We start from the raw sequence: 24,031 nt of genomic DNA, 5'->3' as shown, positions 1-24,031 counted from the left end.
CGCGCCTTTTAGCCGGCAATACAGCCTACAAAACGACGCTGCGCCCGCCGTCGACCGGCAACACCACGCCCGTCAGATACGGCGCTTCGAGTAAAAAGTGAATCGCTTGCGCCAAATCATCGGGCCGACCAATACGTCCCAGTGGTATCGACCCCAAGATCTGACTGCGCGATTCTTGCGTAAAGATACCCCCGTCATCCGGCCAAATATTTGCGCCGGGCGCCACGGCATTGACGCGCACATTTGGCGCTAATTCACGCGCCAGTGATTTAGTCATCGCAACCAAACCCGCTTTCGCCACGGTATACAAGGTATGCAACGGAAAAGGTCGCTCGACGTGAATATCGGCAATGCTGACGATGCAGCCTTGGGTTTTCTTTAACTCATCGCACGCGGCTTGTGCTAAAAACAGCGGCGCTTTCAGGTTTGAGCCAAGCAAATCGGTCCACGCCGCCTCGCTAAACTCGCCAATCGGCGTCGGGAAAAAAGACGACGCATTATTGATCACCGCATCAAGGCGGCCAAATTGCGCGATGGCGGCGGCAACGAGCTCGGGCAAGCGTTCAATCTGCAGCAAATCGAGCTGATAAATAGCCACTGAATCGGCGCGCAGCGCATTGAGTTCATCGGCCAAAGCCTGCGCCTCGGCGCTGGATGCACGATAGTGCAGCAACACGCGCCAGCCGCGCGCGTGCAAATAGCGCGCAATACCCGCGCCAACGCGCTTGGCACCGCCGGTAATCAGAACGACTTTATTCATCACTTCGCAATCTCACCGATGAAAACCCAATACAATAGCGTTTTGTTTGAATTTGACTTGCCCGCACCATGACTCAAGCGCAACTGCCTACCCCAAGCCCCGAAGCACTCGCCGCCAGCGAGCAACTGTGCCAACACATTCGCGCGCAAATCGCCGCGAACGGCGGCTGGCTGCCGTTTGTCGATTATATGCGACTCGCGCTCTACACGCCCGGTTTAGGTTATTACAGCGGCGGCGCGGCTAAGTTTGGTACGGCAGGCGATTTTATTACCGCGCCGGGCTTGTCACCGCTATTTGGCGGCTGCGTCGCGACGACGATTGCACATGTGCTCGCCGAAAGTGGCGGCAATGTCATCGAAGTCGGCGCGGGAACGGGGCAACTGGCGGCGCAAATTCTGGCTGAACTTGAGCGATTGGAACAATTGCCGGCGCAATACGGCATTTTGGAATTATCGGGCGAATTGCGCGAGCGCCAATTGCAAACGCTGCAAACCTTGGTGCCGCATTTGGCCGATCGCGCGGTGTGGCTAGACTCGCTACCGAGCGAGTTTACCGGCGTCATCGTTGGCAATGAAGTGCTCGACGCGATGCCGTGTGAAGTCGTACAGCTTCACGATGGCGAATGGCAACGGCGCGGCATTGTCGCGAACGACGACGGTTTCGCATGGGAAAGCCGCCAGCTTGATCCAAGCAAAGACGCGGCGATTTTGGCCACTTGCGCCACGTGGCCGCAGATTCCGGGCTACACCAGCGAAATCCAGATCGAAGCGCAAGGCTTTATCAAGGCGCTATCCAATAGCCTCAAACGCGGCATGATTTTAATGCTTGATTACGGTTTTCCAGCCGGCGAGTTTTATCATCCCGAGCGCAGCATGGGCACGCTGATCGGCCATTATCGCCACCACACGGTGCACGATATGTTCCACTTTCCGGGCCTGACCGATTTAACGTGCCACGTGGATTTTTCTGCGATGTATAGCGCCGCAGAGCAATCCGGCCTTGCGCTAGACGGCTATACCTCTCAGGCCAGCTATTTAATTGATTGCGGCATTTTGGATCGCGCGGCGCAACTCGATAGCAAATCGGTTGAATACTTACGCACCGCAGCGGCGCTGCAAAAATTATTAGGTCAGGCAGAGATGGGCGAATTATTTAAAGTCATCGCCTTCTCGCGCGGATTGGAAGGCGCAACCGCGCCAGGCTTGCGTGGGCAAGATCGCTCGGGCGAGCTATAAGCCTTGCTACTTAAGGCAGCCAGCTAATTCGGTTCTGCATCGCGCTGGGGATGCTTAATTTCCAGCGCTCAACCAAAGTGCGGCTCAACATCAAACGAGCCGTGCTGCCTTGCTTGATGGCTTGGCTTTGCTTGGGCAATTGCAATTGCGACTTGGTCATTTTCCCTGCGACCTCGCCTTGCTCAAAACCGGCAATCACCGCTCCGCCCACGGTGGCATCGCGCCCCACTTGGAAATCCCAAAAACCAAATAAGGGCACTTTGCTATTGGTGTTCGTCCATTTCATGACGACATCCGCTTCGATATTTTGTTGCGTTTTTTCGTCAACCAAGGCTTGGTAAGTCCCAACGAGCACTGCATCATATTTGCCTGCAGCTTGATGAATGCTTTTTTTCCACTCATCAATGCTCGCTACCATCAACACATCGACATGCGCATCTTTCAACTGCACGATATCATCGTGCAAAATTGCAGCAGAGCGATCCTGATCAAGCAGCACCAAAATGCGCCGCGCAGTAGGAATCAATTCGCGAATCAGCGCAAAACTGCTTTTATATTGCGGCCGCTCGAGTACGCCGCTGACATTACTTGGCAACTTTGCACCGTCAAAATAGCGCTCAGGGTTGGCGTTAATCCCCAAAAAAATACTGGGGATATTCATGCGCGAGAGTTTGGGCCCAAGCAAGGCCAGCGCGGCATCGTCGCCCAAGATAGCCACGGCTGGCGGTTGCCGCTGAATTTGCTCCAGCGCCAAAGCCGCCTGCTGCAAATGCTCATCGGTTGGCAAGCGCTTGGTATCAAGTGCGATAAATTGCAGCTCAGCCACCCCATCAAGCTTGCTTTTAATGCCCTGCAAATATGCCTTGTCCCATGCATTCTCTGGATGGTAGCTCTCCACCACTGTGACCAAGGGCAAGGCCATTACCTGTGAAATTGGCAACGAAAGCAGCGTGGCAAGCAAGGCATGGCGGCGCATTTAAGCGATCCATTCAACCATCAAATCATCGGCAATAGCTTCAAGCGCGATGCGAACAGTCGCCAAATCCAGCTGGGCAGGCGCTGATAAATCAGCATTGGCATGAAACATCGTGTCACCCGACATCGGAGCGCTCTCTAGCCAAGTGGTCAATTTTTCGACGTTTACTTGATAGCGCGCCAAAATCGACGCGACGTCTTTCACAATTCCAATTCGGTCGTGCCCAACCAGATGCAAGCCAAACAATTGTTGCGATTGTGCGACTTGGTCTTGATCGAGTACACCACGCACGTCTAAATCAGGCACCGCCTGCAAAGCCGCCAATAAAGCCGCACCGTCTTTTTCGACTGCGACTTTAACAATGCCCGCAAATTGCCCAGCCAAGCGGGAAAAAGATGATTCGAGCCAATTGCCACCTTGCGCTGAAATCAAAGCGGCCAACTGCTCAACTAAGCCCGGCTTATCTTTCCCTAAAACGGAAACTACTAATACATTCATCGCCACCTTGTTGCCCTCGCAAAAATACCCATTCTTTGATTAAACTTACACAAAAACAGTGCCAAATAAAAAATTATTGACGCATAATTACATTTACTTATAAAAACAATGAGTAATTCACTACAGCGTGCTGCAAGCACATCAGGTTTCAAACTCACTTTTCATCGCACCCAAGGAGTTGAGCAATGCATCCTCACATGTATCGAACCTTACTCGGCAGCTGCCTAATTGGCCTCGCCACACTATCGCCATTGAGCCATGCCACCGAAGCGACGGTGGTGGTTGAGCAAGTCAATATTGATTATCGCCCGATCACCGCACTAAAACGGATGGGCGCGGCATTACGAGAGTTAAAGGCATTTGAAATCACAACGCAAGCAACACATGAAAAAGTGTTAACCAACGGACAAAAAATCCAAATTGGTGGCTCCACCCTCATTGAATACGTCGCCCCAAATCAATTTAACGCTAGCGTTGAAACCGCGAATAAAGCCGTCGATTTTTATTTTGATGGCAAACAAGCAACACTTTACAGCCCGAAAAAAGGGTATTACAGCACCGTAGATTACACCGGCAGCGTGCGCGAAATGCTCGATACGGTTGAGAGCAAATATGGCTTAGCCGTGCCTTTAAAAGATTTGTTTATCTGGGGCACCCCAGAAGCTGACAACGTCCAATTTGACTCAGCCATTTATGTGGGACGCGATTTCGTCGGCGAAGTATTGTGTGATCACTATGCCTTCCGCCAAGGCAGCGTCGATTGGCAAATCTGGATTGAAAGCACCGAGCGATTGCTGCCCCGCAAAGTTGCCATCACCAACACAGCTGATGCAGCGATGCCACAACACGTTGAAATTTTAGACTGGAACACTGCGCCGAAATTTGCCGCGACACATTTCACGTTTAAAGCTCCCGCCAATGCAACGGCAATCAAATTCAGCGAACGTGCTGCTCAATAATCCGGGGAATTGATCATGCAGAATATTTTACGTACTACCGTGCTTCCAATTTGTGCCATGTTAACCCTTGCCTTGAGTGTACCCGTTGTCCAAGCAGGCCCACGTGCCGTGGGAGGTGGCGGCGGCAAAGCTGCGGCGGCACGCCCTGCGCCGAAAGCCAATATGAAGTCGGCGCCAAAGGTGAGCAATAATCGCGCGGTAAAAGGCAATAAAGTAGCCTCTGGCAACACAGTGAATAAGGGCAACAACAAGGTCAACATCGATAACAGCAAACGCAATGTCAATGTCGACAACAATCGCAATGTAAACGTCAATGTGAACGGTAATGGCGGTTGCCACCATGGTTGCGGCGGTTGGTATGACGATGATGATTGGGATGTAGGTCAAGCCATTGTAACGACCGCAGCAGTCGTTGGTACTGCCGCAGTGATTGGTTCGATTGTCAACTCAGTGCCAAGCAATTGCGTGCCCGTGAATATCAACGGCATTACCTACCAACAGTGTGGCAGCACCTGGTATCAGCCCCAATATTCAGGCAGCACGGTAAACTACATCGTGGTCAACGCCCCGCGTTAAGCGCAACCGAGTCTTTAAAGAAAAAAGCCCGTATGAAAACGGGCTTTTTTTTTCAAACGGACAGACTTAGAAACGGCCCGACAACGACAAGGCCAAAAATGGCATTGCATCGTATTTTTCCGTGCTGACCTGTTGATTATGCTGATCGCTGATGGTCAGCTCTCCACCCATTGCCGCACCACCATACACATCAAAGCGTACTTCTTTGCTGATCGTATAAGCTGCGCGCACAAATAAGGGCGTAGAGCTGTTTTCCAGCAAACCATTGGCGGCAACGGCATTGGTGTTTGACAACCGGCTGGTAAATTGACGAATCGTACCGCCAGCAGCCACTTCGAGTGCTGGCGTTGCTTGCCAGCTCACTTCCAAGCCGGCAGGGCCGGCAGGGCCGGCGTGGAATGGGTTTTGTAATGTGAGGCTATCGGTCATTTTCCATTTCACGACCACAAATGGAAAAAGCTCTCCCTCTTCCAACCCTGTCCAAGCACTCAAACCCAAACCCAGTAGCAAACTAGGCGAAAACATCTTGGCCGCGAATGCCGTAGCACCATAGCTCAGGCTATCCGAATTTTCAGCGCCACTTTCAGACGATAGCTCAACGCCCGGGCTGATGTTGTACAGCCAGCCAGATGCGCTGGCGTAAGTCATCGGCACGCTCATCGTCCAGCGGTGCAAAGTGCCCCACGGCGGATTCACATTACCCCAAGCAACAGGCTGGTTAAAATTCCAATCTTGGCGCATTGCCGAGACATCAACACCGATGCTGCGTTGCGCATCCAGCTGTTTATTGACGCCAATCGACGCCATCATCCACGTGGCATCAGCTGTGCCGCCCTTGTTTAAATCAAACTCGGGCACCATCACGGGCGTGATGGCGTAGCTGATCGTGGTATCGCTGGCCTGCGCAGTCATCGCCGCGGCGCTGAGAACTGCACAGGTGATGGCTTTATTTAACATATTCATCTCTCTGTAATTGAGCCAACTATTGGCCTTATATTTCCGTGAGCTGATCGCATCAACGGGTATTTTTAATAAATTCGTCGCATCCACAATACCGTGGGCATATCGGCTTTCGAGCGATCAAGCAAAGCGCGGTGCTGCAAAAATACAGAGCCAAAGCGTGCGCCCATATCAGCCCAAAAGAAACTGCTTTTTACCGTGAGTTTCGCTTGCGGAATATCACCGCGCAATTGAGCAGGCACCACAGCGGCAAACTCATCGACACTGGCGAAGTATTTACCCCTACGGCTTGCTAATACTTGCTCAGCACGAGATACCCCAAGCTTTGGCATCCACGCGGCCAGCACCTCAGCCGACACAAAATTCACATTGATTTGTGTGCTAACCGGCAGCGCCACTAAATGCGGCTCCAGCCTTTGCAGAACGGCGGCATTATACCCGTCTATTTTGGCTAATTCGTTAATTTCCACCACCGCTTGCAGCGGCGTGTTTTTCGCCTGCGTGGGCCAAGATCGCTCAAGCGCATCGGCCAATTGCGCGGGCAGCGCCAAATTGACCAGCAATTGCCGATACGCGGCCAAGCCCTGCGCGTCGATTTTACCGTCAGTGCTGAGCACATGGTTTAGATTAAAGCGGCCATTTAGCTCAATCAGCCGGCCGCTTAAACCACCGTTTTCAATTTGAATTTCTGGAATCGGCACCGCCCACGGTTTGAGCATATGGTCGGGCTGGGCCAGGCGCGCGTCGTCACGCAAAGTGAGGCGAACCAATTGTAAAACCGACCATGTGGCGGCACGCGCTTCGGCGCTGTCTTTACGCACCTCCAATTGCTGCAAAGCCCGCTGCTGACGCAACATCAGCAACCCACCAATGGACGCAACCAAGGCGGCGACCATCAACACGGCAATAATCGCGACGCCCGCCTGCCGTGAACCTGAGTGAGCTTGAATTGGCGGCATCGTCATGGAATTAAAAACACCCGTTCGTACACGCCTTGCCGCTGCGCAATCGCGAGCCGAATCCGAATCGCACGTGGCCTGGTTTCGGCCTCGCGCCAACTGCTTTGCCATTGATTATTTTTATCCATAAACGCAAACTCGCACTGGCTTAAGGGCTTGAGCAACACATGCACCGCAGCTTGATCGCCCGAAGCTAAATCGGCTTGCGGGTAAAGTTTGAGTCGCAACGCTTGCTCGCTACACTCATACACCCCATGCAACGGCGCGCGATTAGCGTCAAAGCGGATAAATTCCAAGCCCTGCTCGGTGCTGCGCAACGGCGCTTGCCATTGGCCTTGCTGATCACGCCAAGGGCGTGGCGCCAATTGACTTAAATCGTTTTCAAGCCGCTCAAAAGCCAAAGTCAGCTCTCGCCAATATTGCGTTTCGCTCACCACCGCGCTGCGCGTATCGATCAGCATGCTCACGCCGCGATAAGTAATCAGGCTCATGATGGCGAAAATCGCCAGCGCAACCAACAGCTCAAGCAAGGTAAAGCCACGCTGCGTAGCTTTATTGGGTATACCGCTACAAGCCATATTAGATCTAGCCTGCATCACATTACTCCGCCCTAGAGGCATAAAACACCTGTAAAGACAAAATATGCTCAGGCCGCTCGGCCGCCATCACCGAGAGCTCGATACGCCGAAAACTGTAATTGGGTGTGGGGCTGACATTCATGCGGTAAATAAACTGCTCACCGCCCTGCTCAACTTGCCCCTGCGTTGAGCCAGTTTCAGGAAAAGCACGCGTCGCTAAGCTGTGATTAACCAAATTACTCGCCACCCAGCTCGCCAAGGTGCGCGTGCGATAATCGATCAAGGTATCGGTACTGCCGATCACCAGCCGCGCCGCCGCCGCCAAGGTAATCCCCAACACCGCCAGCGCGATCAAAACTTCAACCAAGGTAAAACCACGCTGCGTCTTCATGGCGTATGTGTCGCGTGGATGGCGCTATCGGCCAGCGTAAAGCGCGCCATCACATCGGCGCTCAGCAGCAGGGTTTGCTCGCCGCCGCTGATTTCAATCACAAAGGGCTCAATCACACCATCACTGGGGAATAACACTCGCTCGCCCAAAGGGCGTTCTTGCTGATTGACGCGCTGAGCGCGAATACGCACTCCATCGGCCAAACGTGTACTGCGCAAGCTGTCGTTATGCTGCATAGGCTCCCATTCAAGGCGCTCGTTTTGCCACCAAAACTGATAGCCCGCGCCATCGCTACTCCACGCCACCATCCGCCCTTTCGCCACCGCCTCATCGCGCGCCGCTTCAAATTGCAACACCAGCCGCTCACCCGCCTCCGGCACGCCGCTGCCGCGATTAAATTGAAACGCGACCATGCTCGTCGCGATCAAAATGATCGCGGTAACGACCAGAATTTCGAGCAGGGTGAAACCGGATTGTGAGTGCGCTTTTTTCAAAATATCTCTGGTGGCACTAGAACGTGCTTCAAATATTGAACCTTGGATTGGCGGCTATGCGCCGCGGCACTTACTTCTCTTGCTTCGCCAAGAGAAGTAAGCAAGAGAAGGCGCCCCGGGCGAAAAGCGCTCCGCGCTGCCCTTGCTTCGTCGTGAGCCAAACGATAAAGCCGTTTGTCTCTCTCCTTGCTGCGGTTTTCGCTACACGGGACTTCAAGCCCCAGCCTGACACATATCGCTCTTTTGCCGCTCAAACAAAACGGCGAGCGAGAGGCTTGAGCACAAGGCAGAAAAGCACGAAAAACCGGAATGTACTGCAGTACATGAGGATTTTGAGTGCTTTTCTAACGCCGTGATCGAGTCTCGCAGCCGCTGTTTTATTGCTGCCACGAGCCGATTTGGGTCTCCGGCGCCCCAGCCTGCCCATCCGGGCCGTAGCTCAGCACGTCAATTTCACCATGCGCACCGGGGTTCAAGTACACGTAGTCGGCCCCCCAAGGATCTTTCGGCGCTTTTTCCAGATAGCCGCCCGCTTTCCAATTATTCGGCACCGGCTCGGTTTGCGGTTTTTGCACCAAGGCTTTCAACCCTTGCTCGGTCGTTGGGTAGCGGCCGTTATCCAATTTGTATAGTTTAAGCGCCGCCATAATCGACGCCACATCTTGTTTGGCCGCCACAATGCGCGCTTCATTCGGTCTATCCATAATCTTAGGCACAATTAGCGCGCCCAAAATCGCCAGAATCGACACAACGACCAAAATCTCAATCAAGGTAAAACCACGGTTCTTTTTCATTTCATCCTCAGGGGTATAGCCCCACAATCAAAGCCCAAAAAGTCATTCAAAGCAATACATCATGCAGCAGAGCGAATTCGCGCCATGTAAAATACATTGGCGTAGCTCCCATCGCGAAAGGCAAAATCTTTACCTTCGCCTTCGATCTCAAAGCCAAATTTACGGTACAAAGCAATTGCCGCGTCATTGTCGGTGTAAACGGTGATTTCAAGCCGATGCACATTGAGCCAATTGTCGGCCAGATCAATCGCTGCCGCCATCAGCTGGCTACCAATCTGTTGCCCCTGCAGATCATCGCGCACCCAAATCCCAAAACTCGCAACATGTTTACGACGCGGGTTTTGCTCGACGCCCAAAAATAAATTGCCGACCACTTCGCCATTTAAATCGGCAACTAGGCTATACGAGCCTTGAGGCATCGTGCCGAGTTTCTTTTGCCAAACTTCTAGCGACGGATAAGGCAGGCCCAAAGTGCCGGTATAGGCTTTTTTTCCGGCATAAATCCGCGTAATCGCATCGATATCCGCGCTGGTGCTATGGCGAATCTGAACAGTCGTCATTCCCTACCCTTATTTAACCAATTGGTTCATTTCAAACACCGGCAACAAGATCGCCAGCACGATCATCATCACCACCGCGCCCATCACTAGCACCATCGCAGGGCCCAGTAGGCTGGTGAAGGCGGTGACTTTGCGATCGAGCTCTTTGCTTTGCTCGGAGGCGGCGCGATCGAGCATTTGCGAGAGCCGCCCGGTAGCTTCGCCACTGGCGACCAAATGCAAAATTAGCGGCGGAAATTCATTGGCTGCTCGCATCGCGCGCGCAAGGCTAACGCCTTCGCGCACTTGCCCAGCCACTTCGCCCACCGCAGACTGCAGCTTTAAATTACTCATCACGCCTTCGGCGGCGTCGAGTGATTTAAGCAGCGGCACGCCGCTACCGACCAAAATCGACAGCGTGCTGGCAAAGCGTGCGGTATTGGCAATGCGATCAAGGTAGCCCAAGACTGGCCATGTTAAACGCCAAGTGTGAAAACGAAATTTAAGCTCGGGTTTTTTGAGTGCATAAAATCCGGCCACGGCCGCGATTGCGATTGAAAGCGCGATCCAAATGCCCATGCTTTGCAGCGCGGCGCTGATCCACAGCAGCGCGCGGGTTAAAAACGGCAAGGTTTGCTTGGCCGATTCAAACACCTGCACCATTTGCGGCACCACCCACGTCAGCATGCCCAAAATCACGAGGGCGGAGACGAACATCACGACCGCAGGATAAATAAACGCCATTGCAATTTTGCTATTGAGCTCGCCCCGCGCTTCTAAATAATCGGCCAAGCGCTGCATTACGCCAGCGAGCTTGCCCGATTCCTCCCCGGCGCGAATCAGTGTGCGATACAGCAGCGGGAAAACGCGCGGGAAAGAATCCATCGCGCTCGAGAGCGGCATGCCGGCCATCACGTCTTGGCGCAATTGCGCCAAAATTTGCTGCACTTTAGGCTGATCGGCTTGCTCGGCCAACACGACAAGCAATTCATCAATGGTTAAACCGGCGTCAAGTAGTGCCGAGAATTGGCGTGTTAGCGTGGCCAAGTCTTGGCTAGAAATGCGCAAGCGCTGCGCGGCACCCGATTCGGCATTCGCCGCGGCAATCGTCAAGACATGCCAACCTTGCTCGCGCAACAGACTACGCGCATGGCGCAATGATTCGGCGTCGATTTGACCCGATTGGGGTTTGCCACCGCTCGCGGCAATGGCTTGATAACGAAAGGCTGTCACAGCAGGTGGAATCGCTTTAAAAAGCTAAAAAAGGCATTATGCCGACAAAAAAATTTCAATTTATCGTTCAAGTCGTCTGTAATACACAAGGAAGTCATTTAACAATGCTTCAATATGACTATTCTATGGCAAAATCATTTTGATATGACACACAAAGACAGCCTTAACGGCGAATTTATTACACTGAACTTTAGTGCTTCATTTTGCCGATCAAAATTCATCGCTTTAGCTTATTAGGAAATATGCAATTAGCCTCGTTTATGAATGCCAAATGGCTGGCACGCGCAGTACAAAGCTTGCTCGGGCTATGGGCGCTTTGGCTCTTCGCGGGGCTAATTTGGCAATTAATCACCCCAACTAGTTCGCCTCGCCCAATACGTTTACCGCAAGCGGCACCAAATGTGCAACACATCGATCCTGCCAGCGTAACACGGCTATTTAATCAAACAGGCCAAAACACCGTTTCCGCTGAAGCGAGTAGCTTGAGCTTGCGCGCGCTGATTTCGGGCAGCAACGGCGTCGCGATTATTGATGGCATAGAAGCAAGCGCTGTCGCCGTTAAGCTCGGCCAAGAAGCGGGCCAATACGGCAAATTAATTGCGGCCCATCGTGATCATATCGTGCTCGATAAAAATGGCGCGCAGCGCAAAGTATTTTTGAATGCATCGGGTATTGCCCAACAAGCCAATTCAGAGCTTAGCCACAGCACCATACCCCAAAGCAACTCAGTCGCACCGGTTGCGAGCAGTGGCATTAGCCTGACACGTGGCCAGCTTACCGGCATTTTGCAGGGGGGCAATTTGGCCAATTGGAGCCGCGGTTTAAATACCAGCCCTGCCGGTGGTATTGCGGTCGAGCGCGCCAGCGAGCAGCAATTGGCGCAAGTCTTGCAATTACGCGATGGCGACATTATCAAGGCCGTCAATGGGCGGCCGCTGAATAAACTCGACGATATTTCCTTGCTGTACGCCGCATTTAGTCAGCAAAACCAATTATCGGTGCTGATTACGCGCCAAGATCAACAGCAGAACCTGAGCTATACCGTAAATCCATGAAAATCAAAAATACCCTGTTGGCCGTTTTGCTCGCCAGTTGCCTGAGCTCCTTAAGTTGGGCCAATAACGACGAAAAAGTGATGCTGAATTTTGTCAATTCAGACATCGAAACCACGGTCAAAGCCATTAGCCTGATTACGGGCAAGAATTTCATTCTAGATCCGCGCGTCAAAGGCACGATTAATATCGTCTCGACTCAGCCCGTTAGCAAAGAGCTGGTCTACCCGATTTTGCAATCGGCGCTACGCCAAGCGGGTTTTGCCACAGTGCAAAGCAATGGTGCAATCAAAATCCAGCCCGAAGCGGACAGCAAGGCGCTGAGCAATAAAACACTGGTGCGCGGCGAAAACGCCAATGGCGAGCAAATCATTACGCAGATTTTTAATCTGAATAATGAAGGCGCCAATCAAATGGCGACGATGCTGCGCCCGCTGGCCACGCCCAATAGCCTGATCAGCGCGTATCAATCGGGCACCAGCAACACGATTGTGATTACCGATTACGCCGACAATGTGCGCCGCCTGGCACGCATTATCGACAATATCGACCAGCCAAAAAACAGCGAAATCTTTACCCTGAAACTTGAGCACGCTTCAGCATTGGATGTGGCGCAAAATATCGCGCGACTGATGCCCGAAGTGAGCGTACAAAATGGCGCGAGCGCGATCCCTGCGCCCGATGGTGTACGCCGCTCGATTGTGGTGCCCGACCCGCGTGGTAATCGCTTAATGATCCGCGCGATTAATGCCGCACAAACCTCGCAATTGCGCGCACTGGTATCGCAATTGGACGAAGCGGCGACGAACGATAGCAGCATTAATGTAATCTACCTGCGCAACGCCGAAGCGGCCAAGCTCGCCAATACCTTAAAAGGCTTGCTCACCGGTCAAGACGACGCCAGCCCTGCGCCGCAAACTAATAACAATAATTCCGCAGCCAACAGCTCGGCGTTTAATAACAGCTCACCGCAAACCACCAGCACCGCCACCACGGTGCAAGTAGCTGGCGCGACGGTGCGCGTGCAGGCTGACACCGTGACCAACTCGCTGATTATTACCGCGCCGCAAAATGTGTATAACAATTTGCGCGCGGTGATCGACAAGCTCGACGTACGACGCAGCCAAATTTATGTTGAGGCAATGATCGCCGAAGTCAATTTATCCAAACTATCGGAATTTGGTTTCCAATGGATTGTGGCGGGTGGCAACGACAAAATCGGCGCCGGCGGCGTGAGTAATATTTCAACTGGCAGCAATACCTTGGGCAATATCGCGACGGCGATTATCAATAAAACGCCAGCCGCCGTGCCGCTCGGCCTGACGATGGGGCTGTTTAATGGTGACCCGCGTGACGGCACTGCTTCACTGGGCGTAATTGCATCGGCGCTGCAAAGCAGCGGCAACGGCAATGTGCTCTCAACGCCGAATTTGCTGATGCTCGACAACGAAGAAGCCAAAATCACTGTCGGGCAGAATATTCCGATTATTACCGGCACTCAGTCGGCGACCGGTAATAACCCCAACCCGTTTACCACCGTCGAGCGTAAAGACATCGGTATCAAGCTGCGCGTGCGCCCGCAAGTCTCCGAGGGCGGCGTGATTACACTGAATGTGTATCAGGAAGTCTCCAGCATTGATAACTCGGTCAATACCAATGGCACCGGTTTGGCGACCAAGGTGCGCACAATTGAAACCAAAGTTTTGGTCGACGACGGACAAATCGTCGTACTCGGCGGGCTGATTGAAGATAGGCTCGCCAACTCAGGCAATCAAATTCCAGGCTTGGGCGATATTCCGGTGGTGGGCGAATTATTTAAATACCAAAACCGCAGTTATCAGAAAGTCAATTTGATGATTTTCCTGCGCCCGGTATTGATCAAAGATGCGGTATCGAATTTCAGCCTGTCGAACGATCGATACCAATACCTGCGCAATCAGCAGGGCGAGTACAAAGTAGGCGAGCATTGGTTCTTGCAAGATTTGCCGAAAGTGCAATTACCCGAGCAATTACCAGACGCAGGCTCATCGGTGTATTCACCAGAAAACAAGAATAAACCTTCCGTACAGAGCAATACCCCGCAATGACGATTGTATCCTATAGCTATGCGCGCGAATTTGGTGTGCTCGACGGCGCAGAACACGATGGCGTCACACCGATATATTTTCGCCACGGCGGCAGCTTATCCGCCATGAGCGAATTGCGTCGCCAACTGGGGGCAAGCCGACTGCATCCGGTGAATACCGCTGAGTTTGAAACCTTACTGAATCAAACCTTCAGCAGCAGCCAGCAAGGCGGCGCAGCCAACTTGGTCGACGATATTGAAGAATCGGCCGATTTAGCGCGGCTGATTCAAGATATGCCCGAAGTGTCAGACTTGATGGAAGCGGAAGAATCATCGCCGGTCATCAAGCTGATTAACGCCATTTTCACCGAAGCGCTGCGCGAAAACGCATCCGACGTACATATCGAGCCGTTCGAGACGCGCTCGGTGGTGCGCTACCGCGTCGACGGTACATTACGCGACGTGATCGAACCGAATCGCGCGCTGCACGCCGCGCTGGTATCGCGGATTAAAGTGATGGCGGGGCTCGATATCGCCGAAAAACGCCTACCGCAAGACGGCCGCATTAACCTTCGCATCGCAGGCCGTCCGGTTGACGTGCGCGTCTCGACTTTGCCGACGGGCCACGGCGAGCGCGCTGTGCTGCGTTTACTCGATAAATCTGCGGGCCGGCTGTCGCTCGCCAAGCTCGGCATGGGCGACAAAACACTGAAAGAACTGACGCAATTGCTCGCCGCACCGCACGGCATTGTGCTGGTGACCGGCCCGACTGGCTCAGGTAAAACGACCACGCTGTACGCCGCGCTCGCCAGTTTGGACGCGAAAAACAGCAATATCATGACGGTGGAAGACCCGATCGAATACGATTTGGACGGAATCGGCCAAACGCAGGTTAACCCGCGCATCGAGATGAGCTTTGCCCGCGCGTTACGCGCCATCCTACGCCAAGACCCCGACATTATCATGATCGGTGAAATTCGCGACTTGGAAACCGCGCAAATCGCCGTGCAAGCCTCACTCACCGGCCATTTGGTGCTCGCCACGCTGCATACCAACGACGCCAGCAGCGCGATCACGCGGCTAGTCGATATGGGCATCGAACCGTTCTTGCTCGCCTCATCAACGATAGGCGTACTCGCACAGCGTTTGGTTCGCACTTTATGCCCAAGTTGCAAGCAGGGGTATATCGCTAGCGAAAAAGAATTAAAAGAGCTAGAGATTGATACCAAGCAGAGTATTACCCTCTACCGCCCCATCGGCTGCTCCGCTTGCGCCCACACTGGCTACCGTGGCCGTACCGGCATTCATGAATTGCTGATCGTCGACGAAGCCATGCGTATGCAAATTCACAACTCAGCTAATGAGCAAGACATCCGCAGCCATGCTGAAACACTGGGCATGCACAGCCTGCGCAAAGACGCCGCATTGCGAGTATTAGAAGGGGTAACGAGTGTGGAAGAGATGCTGAGAATTACGCGGGGATAATTGACGCCAACGAGAAGCGGTTGAATTAAAAAGCCACTGACAATCATCAGTGGCTTTTACTTTTACCTAACTCAAATGAACATTATTGAGCGACAGTTTCTTTCCACCAAGCCAGATAACTTTTCGAAGGATCTGCTTTTACCATGGTGCGTTCAACTACCATATGCCAGTAGTAACCTTCTGGACCAGGGTAGAACACTTTGAATGCTTTTAAATAAATCACTTCATCACCCGTATCCAAACCACTAGGCGAGAAAGCCTTTGCAATATCAGTGGCAGGCACGGTTTCGCTGCCTTTTGCATCAGTAAATACGCCTTCACCAGATGCATTAATAGCAACAGTCGATGTGCTATAGCCGCAACCTTCATTGTGCTCAAATCTCGCCCCTTTAAGATCATTTAAAGTAGCGGCTTGGCTAGTATTTGCTAGCAGTACATACTTAGCTGTGTCGCTAGGGTTTACGCCATTACTCACCGGATTGCACAACATAATTGCACGGCGATCAACCTTATGGGCGTAAGTGCCATTCCAGCCTGTTAATTTTAAATTTCCGCCATCCAGCGCTTCCATTTGAATGGTTTGATTGGCAATCGTTATAGCCGCGTATTTTTCGCTCATACTAAATGGCGATTGATCCAGCAAGCTACCATCGTAGCCATATACCTTATAGCTATTCACATCCCAGCGTTTTTGCTGTTGCTGATTCCCATAAATCAGCCATTTTCCAGCGGCATTCTGGCGAACTGGGTTATCTCCTCCCACCTCGATATCACCCTTTGAACTTTCAAATTTTAAATCGAGTTTGCAGACATCTTTAACGCACCCCTTGATATCAAGCAGAGTAATTTTCCACACTAGGTTTGGATTTTTTTTATATTCTTCACGGAAGTAAGAAACGTCTTGTGCTTTAGTAATGCCATCATCTAAGAAAGCATCATCCCACAGCGTTGCAAAATCGCTGGACATAACACCATCTTTGCTTTGAGCAAGGGCATTAAATTTTGCGATCAAATCGCGTATGCCTGCCAAGTTTAGATTTTGGGTTTCGACACTTGGTTTGCTTAGCTTTTTCGGCGTTTCAGCGGCTTTAAATTCAACCGTTTCACCTGTACCATGATCTTTAATCACAATCGCAGTCGCATCACCTGTGCCACTTGATGATACTTTGACCAAATCCATCAACTTATCTAAGCCTTTACTATTGGCCTCAAAGGTCGTGGAAATCAGATCGACTTTGCTGGCATCAACGCCGAGTGCGGTCATGTAATCGCTCAAAGCCGCCTTCAACTTGGCTTTAGCCGCTTCTACTTTAGCCGGGCTCAGCGCCACGATCTTGGCTGGATCTGCAAATAATGCAGCGGGCGTTACACCTGCCGCTTGGCTAAGCAAGGCTGTTGTTAATGGTGTTACGTTAGCAGTCACTGGGCCTGTAGGCGCGGTGCTTAGTACGCTGTACAACTCTTGAGTTACACCACCGACCGTGCCTTTGGCTTGAATAATCAGCGGCGCATTCAGGCCACTCACATCCGCTACCGTCCATTTACCGTTTGCATCGGCTTTGGCCGTTACGGTTTTGCCGTTAGCGCCTTTAATAATGATATCCGCATTGGCTAATGCCGCACCATAAGCTGCAACACCAGAAACTGACTTCGCAGCACTCGGCGCTGCAGTTGCAGAAGGAGGTATTGCAGTTGTAGCAGGTATTGAACCGCTAGCAGTTGGCGCATCACCACCACCGCCTCCACACGCCACTAGGCTTAAGCACAACAACAGCCCCAAAGATTTATTTCCTGACATTCTACACCCCCTCTTGAAAGGGAATATGCTAACAATAAAAGTCAGCAAATAAAAGAATGTCAACGGTGCAAACCACAGATATTTTGTATTTATTTTGAAAACATGATGTAAGTCAATATTAGAATATAGCAATATTTCTTGATACGCAGACACGGGAAGACCAACGTACCAGTTAACCTGTATGAGCCAATCAAAACTTAGAACTTAATCTGATACCCATTCGCCGTAGCCGGAATTTGCAGCAGCAGCGGCGCGAGCTGTTGTTTGACTTTGTCATCTGGCTGCAAATTGATTTCGCCTTGTTTGCTGATCAGTCGCCCACCTTGCCATAGCAGCGTGCCTTGGCCATTCACGCTGATGGCGCTAGCTCCTGCGGGGTTGATGCTCCAATTTGCGCCAGTTTCATTCATTTGCAGATTGGCGCGCAGGGTGGCCAAAGGGCTGAGCGCTGGCACTAGCTGGCTAAAGAGGGGGTTGAGGATCAGCTCGGCGCTATCTCCCACCTGCTTGGATAAATGAGCGCTACGTATTTGCGCTGTGCCACCAAGCCCCCAACTAGCGATCTTCGGCATGCTGCGTAGCACGCCTTCCAACGGTAGCGTGATATCGACATTTTCCATTGCGAGTCCACGCCAGCCGATTACCACGCGAGCCTGACTCGGTACTGGATTTTGCGCGGAGGCCGCTTGTGCATGTAATTGCCAAGCCAACTGTGCGTGCAATAAAGCTTGTGGCTCAAATTGCCAGCTTAGATTTTGCTGTATCGCCACGCCTTCCAAGCCCAGTGCGCTTGCTCGCCCTTGCCACACGGTGCCGCTGGCCTGTACCAGCGACATCGATGCGGGCAAGGGGATAGCCGCCACCGGCATGCGTAACAATAAGATCGCGGTGAACAGCAGCGCCAATGCGCAGCCTAAGCTGATTTTCTTTCCCCGACTCATGGCCGCTCCAACACTAAGACCAAAGACGCGCCTTGCTCGGTCGCGGTGATTTGTACGCTAAGCGCTTGGGCGCTGATTTCGCTGCGTAAACTGTGCGCCAGATTCACGGCTTCGCTGACATTGGGCAGCGTGGCGCTCAGCTCGACTTGTTTGGCGCTGATCGAGCGCACATCGGCGCTGATTTGTTTGGCGCTCAAAGCAGCAAATGCTGCCGAGCGTAAATCGGCCTGCGCGGCATTAGGCTTTAGAATGGAGATCTCGTTCTGGCTACCGCGCATCGTCATTAACTGGCTTTCCAGCAACGGCACGCTGCGCTCTAAACGAGCAATTTGCGTTCGCAAATGCTCGTACACGCCAAAATACAGCGCGGCGGCACACAATGCGCCGGCCCAGATTTGCAGCGCGCGTTGCTCGCGCGGGCTACGCGCTTGCCAATACAAGCGTGCCTTGCTGATGATGCCGTGGCTAATCATTGGGTCGCTCATGGTTGCAACTCCACATTCAAGCGCCCATCGGGCAGATTTGTACTTTGCACTTGGGCGCCCTGCGCCTGCAATTGACTCAGCAAAGCTGCGCCTTGTGCCGCGGGAACAATCAAGCTGACTTTGCCATTTTTAACGCTAATGCTGTGCGCGTTGTAATCGCCAGCCATTTGCGCAGCGCTGCGATACAGCAGATCAAGTGCATCACCGCCACGTACCTCGCCCTTTTTTTGCAGACTTTGCCATTGCAACATCGGGTCCACAATCGGCATACCCGGATACAGGCTGGCAAAAGTTTGGCGGATTTCTTGGCGCAAAGCGCTTTCACGTTGCGCCAAAGTACGCCATTGCAGCATCATGCTCAACAGTACCAGCGCAATGCATACCCCCAGTAGATATACCGCCCAACGCCAATCCTGCCAAGACATGTGGAGCGATACCGCAGGAGTTTTGCCATGATAAAAGCTGACTGCTGTTTTGCTGGGTGCGACAACTTGATTAAAATTTAAAGCCTGCAGCACTCGCTCGCCGCGCAGCGCCAGCAATTCGCTCTCGTCGGCCAACCAAACACACTCGCCGCCCAATCGCGCCATCAGGCCGCTGCTGGCAGCCAACATACAATCGTTTTGCTCACCCAGCAGCGCAAATTCCGTAATCCAGCGCGTGAAGTGCAAGCCTTGTTCGTTCGCCCATGTTTTGAGCTGTGCCAATTTGCTAATTTCCAGCAACCACACCGTGCAGTGGCCATTCTCAACCGGCCCAGCTTGCCATTGATAGTCGTCCAAACGCCCCAGTACGCGATCTTCAAGCGCTTGCGTAATTAATTGCTGGCGCTGTTTTTCATTGACTTTGGGCAGAGCTAAGCGGTGAGCGGTCAGCCATTGCGCTGGAATCGCTAAATCGAGCTGAGCAGCACTAGGCCAGTGCTGATTGCTAGTGAGTTGATGCGCTATTTGCTCGCCTTCGGCATCAAAGGCGAACCAGTCATACACCTTGATCGGCTCGTGACTTAATCGCAGCACCACACGGGACACATTTTGCGCCATACATTCCTATCTGCGCCGTCCACGGCGCACTACTTAATAAGCTTAGCCCAGTATTGTGCCGTGAAAATGATGACGGTTTACACCATTACACTGCAGCCGTTGCAAAAAAAGTCAGCAAAATCGAGTTGAGCATAAAAAAACGGCAGCCAAAGCTGCCGTCAGGCTGCGAACAAAGTGGAAGAACCTAATTATTCAAGTCTCGGCAAAGCCGAGCCTAGCAAACAGGCTGGCATATTTGCAGCCTTTATAATCTATTCCCACCCCTCCCGTCCCCTCCTTGAGGGGAGCCTCGCTTTGCGAGGAGGGCTAGCCATAAAAAACGGCAGCCTTGGCTGCCGTTTTCTCATCACATTGCGATGATTATTTCAATAAATCACGAATATCCTTCGCGCCCCAATGCGGGAAGTGCTTGCGCACAAGAGCATTCAGATCCGCTTCAAACGCACGCAGACGGCTCAATTCATCCAGATCAGCAATACTTTGTGAAGCTGCGCTCGCCTCCGCTGGCGCAACGATCATGCCAGCACCAACAGTGGCATTGCTTAGGCGATCGATCACAATCAGGCTACCTGTGCCACGGCAATCGCTGTATTTGTCATAGGCGATTGGTGCAGTCAGCTCGAAACGCGCCAAGGCGATTTCATTCAGTTTGAGCTCGCTCGCGTTGATGTGCTCAAGGCTGTTCACGTCGATACGATACTGTACCGAGGTAATGCGCCCAAAGCATTGCTTGCCGCCGAGCTTAACCACATACTCCTTACCAACCACCAGCGGCGCTTCGTTCATCCACACCACGTGCGCGTCAAACGCGCTACCGACGTGCGGCTGCGCATCTTGCGCGCGAACGATCATATCGCCACGCGAAATATCGATTTCGTCTTCCAGCGTCAGCGTAATTGCTTGGCCTGAGAACGCGACGGTTTGCTCGCCTTCGTACGTCACAATCGCTTTGACTTTCGATTTTTTACCCGATGGCAGCGCAACGATTTCGTCGCCCGGCAATACATGGCCCGCCGCAATCGTGCCGCAGAAGCCACGGAAGTCCAGATTCGGGCGATTCACGTATTGCACTGGCAGGCGGAATGCGTCGAGCTTGGCGTCTTTATTGATTTGCACGCTTTCCAGCAAGCCCATCAACGTTTCGCCTTCGTACCATGGCGTTTTGTCCGATTCGTTGACGACGTTGTCGCCACGCAGCGCAGACAGCGGAACGAAACGGATGTCGGCGATGTTCAGCTCTTTGGCAAATTCCAAGTACTGCGCGCGAATTTCGTTGTAACGCGCTTCAGAGAAATCCACCAAGTCCATTTTGTTCACGGCCACGATCACGTGCTTGATGCCTAGCAGCGACACGATGAAGCTGTGGCGACGCGTTTGCGTTTGCACGCCGTAACGCGCGTCGATCAGGATAATCGCCAGATCAGACGTTGACGCGCCGGTGGCCATATTGCGCGTGTATTGCTCGTGGCCTGGGCAGTCGGCGATGATGAATTTGCGTTTTTCAGTGCTGAAGTAGCGGTAGGCCACGTCAATGGTAATGCCCTGCTCGCGCTCGGCTTGCAAGCCATCCACCAGCAAGGCCAAGTCGATTTCTTGATCGGTGGTGTTGAATTTTTTACTGTCTTTTTGAATCGCCGCGAGGTGATCGTCAAAAATCAGTTTTGAGTCGTGCAGCAAACGGCCGATCAGCGTAGATTTGCCGTCATCGACGTTACCGCAAGTAATAAAGCGCAGCATGTCTTTGTTTTCATGCTGTTTCAAATAGGCCAGGATATCACTGGCGATCAAGTCGGATTGATGTGACATAGTGTTCTTCCAATCTCAATATATTCGTACGAAACGGCCGCGAAACCGTGGTAATCATGGTGGGTTACGGCCTTTGGCCTAACCCACCCTACACACAACTATTTCATTCAAGGCCGTACGGGCTTTCATCATCAACACGTTCAGTCGCGCCGCGAGCGGCTGCAGGTCAAGGCGTCAGCACCGCAGCAAACGTAAATGGACATCAAGTCCATGCGGATTGCGAGGAGCGCACAACGCGGACATGCAGTCGCGCAGCCAGCGAATCGACGTGTTTAGAAGTAGCCTTCCATTTTTTTCTTCTCCATCGACCCAGCGCTATCATGGTCAATCGCGCGGCCTTGGCGCTCGGAAGTCGTCGCCAGCAGCATTTCCTGAATAATTTCAGGCAAGCTTTGCGCTTTCGACTCTACCGCGCCCGTTAATGGGTAACAGCCCAGCGTACGGAAACGCACCCATTTTTTCTGGATCGACGCTTTTTGCTCAGGTGTTAGGTATTGCAAGATGCGATCGTCGTCGATCATCACCAAGGTACCGTTGTAATCCACCACTTCGCGCTCAGCCGAGTAATACAGCGGCACGATTTCGATGTTTTCGAGGTAGATGTACTGCCAGATATCGAGTTCGGTCCAGTTCGAAATCGGGAACACGCGGATCGATTCGCCTTTGTCGACTTTCGAGTTGTAGATGTTCCACAATTCTGGACGCTGGTTTTTTGGGTCCCAACGGTGGTTCTTATCGCGGAATGAATACACGCGCTCTTTGGCACGCGATTTTTCTTCGTCGCGGCGCGCGCCACCGAAAGCGGCGTCAAAACCGTATTTGTTCAAAGCTTGTTTCAAGCCTTGTGTTTTCATCACGTCGGTGTGCTTGGCAGAACCCGCGGTAAACGGGTTAATACCCGCATCAACACCTTCTTGATTAACGTGCGTGATCAGATTCCAACCCTCGGCTTTCTGCTTTTCGCGCAGTTTGTACATATCTTGGAATTTCCAAGTTGTATCCACGTGCATCAGCGGGAACGGTGGCTTGCCCGGAGCAAAGGCTTTTTTGGCCAGATGCAGCATCACGGCTGAATCTTTACCAATTGAGTACAGCATTACTGGGTTTTCAAATTCGGCAGCCACTTCACGGATGATGTGGATGGATTCGGCTTCAAGCTGCTTTAGGTGCGTCAGCCGTGCTTCAGACAAGGTATTCATGGCGTGGACTTTCAGACTTAAAAATCATAAGAAACGGAATTTACGGATAAATTCCGCAATTAAAAAGATCGTGTGGCTATATCCATAGATCTAAATATGCAATAAGCAAAATAGTAATGGCGGCATAGGAATAAACCTAAACCGCCATTGTTATTTATTGCTGCTGCGCTGGATTAATCATCAACCGAACTAGCTGCGGACCAGGCACGGCCCATTGGGTTGAAGGTTGGCTTTTGACCGCCCCACAGTTGTTCCAGATCGTAGTAATCACGCACAGCTGGCAACATCACATGCACCACCAAGCTACCGGCATCAACCAAGACCCACTCGCCGGTTTCTTCACCTTCGGTGCTCATGATCTCGTAGCCTTTGGCTTTCAAATCAACCGCAACATTATTGGCCAGAGCGCGTACTTGACGGTTTGAGTCGCCCGTTGCGACGATCATGCATTCAAATAAATCAGTCAGTTTAGATGTATCGAGTACTTGGATGTCTTTGGCTTTGATGTCTTCCAAAGCGTTGACAGCCACATCGCGCATTGCGCTTAAAGTTTCATTCATTGTATTTCCTTCAAAAACGGTAAAGCCCACTGGCTTTAATTTGGTCAAACACTGGGGTGAGTGCTGAAACATCTTCCCCACGTGCGAGCATTTCTCGCACTTTCGTCGACGAAACAGGCATCAATGGGCTTGATAATAGGCTGATTTTACCCCGAGACAGCGTTTCGGTGTTGGCAATTACACTGCGATTGCGAAATTCTGCTGATAAATCAGCGCTTAAGCCTTCTAAAGCATAGTCTGGCCGCGCGGCGATCAGCAAGTGGCCGATATCAAGCAATTCGCGCCAACGGTGCCAGCGGTTCAAGCTCAACCATGAATCAGCACCGATCAACCACACCAGCAAAGCAGCAAGGGTATCTTGCTGCAACTCAATCAGGGTATCGATCGTATAGCAATACCCATCACGAACCACTTCTCTATTGTCGGCGACTAGACCTTTTTCATTGGCAATCGCCGCCTTCACCCAGTCAAAACGCTGCTGCGGGCTAATGCGCGATGGCGCGCGATGCGGCGGCAATCCGGTGGGTATCAGCCGCACACAATCGAGCTGCAAAGTATCACGCATGCAGCGCGCCAATTCGATGTGACCGTAATGAATCGGGTCAAACGTACCGCCAAATACGCCGATTTTTTGCATAGGCGCAG

The 24,031-nt window shown here is 52.3% G+C and carries 25 protein-coding genes; 6 read left to right on the top strand and 19 right to left on the bottom strand.

Annotation, left to right across the window (positions count from 1 at the left end):
* Window positions 1-25 precede the first annotated feature (25 nt).
* Window positions 26-760 (bottom strand): pteridine reductase, encoded by a 735-nt coding sequence (locus NT239_11595; protein XGA70417.1) that lies wholly within the window; start codon window positions 758-760, stop codon window positions 26-28.
* A 68-nt stretch (window positions 761-828) separates the two neighbouring features.
* Between NT239_11595 and NT239_11590 the strand changes: the two genes are divergently transcribed.
* Window positions 829-1,995, top strand: coding sequence for an SAM-dependent methyltransferase (locus tag NT239_11590; protein ID XGA70416.1), 1,167 nt, complete (start codon window positions 829-831; stop codon window positions 1,993-1,995).
* 10 nt (window positions 1,996-2,005) lie between these two features.
* On the opposite strand, the gene NT239_11585 is transcribed toward NT239_11590, so the two are convergent.
* Window positions 2,006-2,971, bottom strand: a complete 966-nt coding sequence (locus tag NT239_11585; protein ID XGA70415.1) for a hypothetical protein — start codon at window positions 2,969-2,971, stop codon at window positions 2,006-2,008.
* On the bottom strand, window positions 2,972-3,469 hold the full coding sequence (locus tag NT239_11580; GenBank protein ID XGA70414.1) for a glycine cleavage system protein R: 498 nt from the start codon (window positions 3,467-3,469) through the stop codon (window positions 2,972-2,974).
* Between the two features lie 185 nt (window positions 3,470-3,654).
* Here NT239_11580 and NT239_11575 point away from each other — a divergent pair, with 185 nt between their 5' ends.
* Window positions 3,655-4,428 (top strand): DUF2092 domain-containing protein, encoded by a 774-nt coding sequence (locus tag NT239_11575; protein ID XGA70413.1) that lies wholly within the window; start codon window positions 3,655-3,657, stop codon window positions 4,426-4,428.
* Between the two features lie 15 nt (window positions 4,429-4,443).
* Window positions 4,444-5,004, top strand: a complete 561-nt coding sequence (locus NT239_11570; protein ID XGA70412.1) for a hypothetical protein — start codon at window positions 4,444-4,446, stop codon at window positions 5,002-5,004.
* 66 nt (window positions 5,005-5,070) lie between these two features.
* Here the strand turns inward: NT239_11570 and NT239_11565 are convergent, their stop codons facing one another.
* The 8 genes from NT239_11565 to gspF all read right to left on the bottom strand — a co-directional run bounded on the left by NT239_11565 (window position 5,071) and on the right by gspF (window position 10,952).
* Entirely contained in the window at window positions 5,071-5,961 is an 891-nt protein-coding gene (locus NT239_11565) for a DUF6268 family outer membrane beta-barrel protein (protein ID XGA70411.1), read from the bottom strand.
* A 71-nt stretch (window positions 5,962-6,032) separates the two neighbouring features.
* A complete protein-coding gene (gspK, locus tag NT239_11560) occupies window positions 6,033-6,929 on the bottom strand; it encodes a type II secretion system minor pseudopilin GspK (protein XGA70410.1) in 897 nt (298 codons plus the stop codon).
* Complete coding sequence (gspJ, locus tag NT239_11555; GenBank protein XGA70409.1) at window positions 6,926-7,519, bottom strand: type II secretion system minor pseudopilin GspJ; 594 nt, start codon at window positions 7,517-7,519, stop codon at window positions 6,926-6,928. Before gspJ ends, gspK begins: the two co-directional genes overlap by 4 nt.
* Before the next feature lie 4 nt (window positions 7,520-7,523).
* Complete coding sequence (gspI, locus tag NT239_11550) at window positions 7,524-7,892, bottom strand: type II secretion system minor pseudopilin GspI (GenBank protein ID XGA70408.1); 369 nt, start codon at window positions 7,890-7,892, stop codon at window positions 7,524-7,526.
* Window positions 7,889-8,386: a GspH/FimT family pseudopilin gene (locus NT239_11545; GenBank protein XGA70407.1), complete on the bottom strand. Its 498-nt coding sequence runs from the start codon at window positions 8,384-8,386 to the stop codon at window positions 7,889-7,891. The genes gspI and NT239_11545 overlap by 4 nt, the downstream gene beginning before the upstream one ends.
* A 377-nt stretch (window positions 8,387-8,763) precedes the next feature.
* Window positions 8,764-9,180 (bottom strand): type II secretion system major pseudopilin GspG, encoded by a 417-nt coding sequence (gene gspG / locus NT239_11540; protein XGA70406.1) that lies wholly within the window; start codon window positions 9,178-9,180, stop codon window positions 8,764-8,766.
* 59 nt (window positions 9,181-9,239) lie between these two features.
* A complete protein-coding gene (locus NT239_11535; GenBank protein ID XGA70405.1) occupies window positions 9,240-9,740 on the bottom strand; it encodes a GNAT family N-acetyltransferase in 501 nt (166 codons plus the stop codon).
* Between the two features lie 9 nt (window positions 9,741-9,749).
* Entirely contained in the window at window positions 9,750-10,952 is a 1,203-nt protein-coding gene (gene gspF, locus NT239_11530) for a type II secretion system inner membrane protein GspF (protein ID XGA70404.1), read from the bottom strand.
* A 242-nt stretch (window positions 10,953-11,194) separates the two neighbouring features.
* Between gspF and NT239_11525 the strand changes: the two genes are divergently transcribed.
* Genes NT239_11525 through gspE form a run of 3 tightly spaced genes read left to right on the top strand, consistent with a single transcriptional unit; the run spans window position 11,195 to window position 15,554 of the window.
* On the top strand, window positions 11,195-12,007 hold the full coding sequence (locus tag NT239_11525) for a hypothetical protein (protein ID XGA70403.1): 813 nt from the start codon (window positions 11,195-11,197) through the stop codon (window positions 12,005-12,007).
* The gene (gene gspD / locus NT239_11520; protein ID XGA70402.1) at window positions 12,004-14,091 is read left to right on the top strand and encodes a type II secretion system secretin GspD; all 2,088 of its coding nucleotides are present in this window, start codon (window positions 12,004-12,006) and stop codon (window positions 14,089-14,091) included. The genes NT239_11525 and gspD overlap by 4 nt, the downstream gene beginning before the upstream one ends.
* A complete protein-coding gene (gene gspE / locus NT239_11515) occupies window positions 14,088-15,554 on the top strand; it encodes a type II secretion system ATPase GspE (GenBank protein XGA70401.1) in 1,467 nt (488 codons plus the stop codon). The genes gspD and gspE overlap by 4 nt, the downstream gene beginning before the upstream one ends.
* Window positions 15,555-15,636: 82 nt before the next feature.
* On the opposite strand, the gene NT239_11510 is transcribed toward gspE, so the two are convergent.
* The 8 genes from NT239_11510 to nadD form a co-directional block, all read right to left on the bottom strand.
* Window positions 15,637-17,352 carry a hypothetical protein gene (locus NT239_11510; protein ID XGA70400.1) on the bottom strand — a complete coding sequence of 572 codons (1,716 nt, stop codon included), beginning with the start codon at window positions 17,350-17,352 and terminating at the stop codon, window positions 15,637-15,639.
* A gap of 197 nt (window positions 17,353-17,549) precedes the next feature.
* Window positions 17,550-18,293, bottom strand: a complete 744-nt coding sequence (locus NT239_11505; protein XGA70399.1) for a type II secretion system protein N — start codon at window positions 18,291-18,293, stop codon at window positions 17,550-17,552.
* Window positions 18,290-18,778, bottom strand: a complete 489-nt coding sequence (locus NT239_11500; protein ID XGA70398.1) for a type II secretion system protein M — start codon at window positions 18,776-18,778, stop codon at window positions 18,290-18,292. Before NT239_11500 ends, NT239_11505 begins: the two co-directional genes overlap by 4 nt.
* Entirely contained in the window at window positions 18,775-19,821 is a 1,047-nt protein-coding gene (gene gspL, locus NT239_11495; protein ID XGA70397.1) for a type II secretion system protein GspL, read from the bottom strand. The genes NT239_11500 and gspL overlap by 4 nt, the downstream gene beginning before the upstream one ends.
* 360 nt (window positions 19,822-20,181) lie before the next feature.
* On the bottom strand, window positions 20,182-21,627 hold the full coding sequence (gene cysN / locus NT239_11490; protein ID XGA70396.1) for a sulfate adenylyltransferase subunit CysN: 1,446 nt from the start codon (window positions 21,625-21,627) through the stop codon (window positions 20,182-20,184).
* Window positions 21,628-21,899: 272 nt separating this feature from the next.
* Window positions 21,900-22,826: a sulfate adenylyltransferase subunit CysD gene (gene cysD, locus NT239_11485; GenBank protein XGA70395.1), complete on the bottom strand. Its 927-nt coding sequence runs from the start codon at window positions 22,824-22,826 to the stop codon at window positions 21,900-21,902.
* Window positions 22,827-22,999: 173 nt separating this feature from the next.
* Window positions 23,000-23,386 (bottom strand): ribosome silencing factor, encoded by a 387-nt coding sequence (gene rsfS, locus NT239_11480; protein ID XGA70394.1) that lies wholly within the window; start codon window positions 23,384-23,386, stop codon window positions 23,000-23,002.
* A 10-nt stretch (window positions 23,387-23,396) separates the two neighbouring features.
* Entirely contained in the window at window positions 23,397-24,023 is a 627-nt protein-coding gene (gene nadD / locus NT239_11475; protein ID XGA70393.1) for a nicotinate-nucleotide adenylyltransferase, read from the bottom strand.
* Window positions 24,024-24,031: the final 8 nt, after the last annotated feature.

Source organism: Chitinibacter sp. SCUT-21, assembly GCA_041874755.1.
Taxonomy (GTDB): Bacteria; Pseudomonadota; Gammaproteobacteria; order Burkholderiales; family Chitinibacteraceae; genus Chitinibacter.
This window is presented reverse-complemented; position numbering and strand designations above follow the sequence as displayed.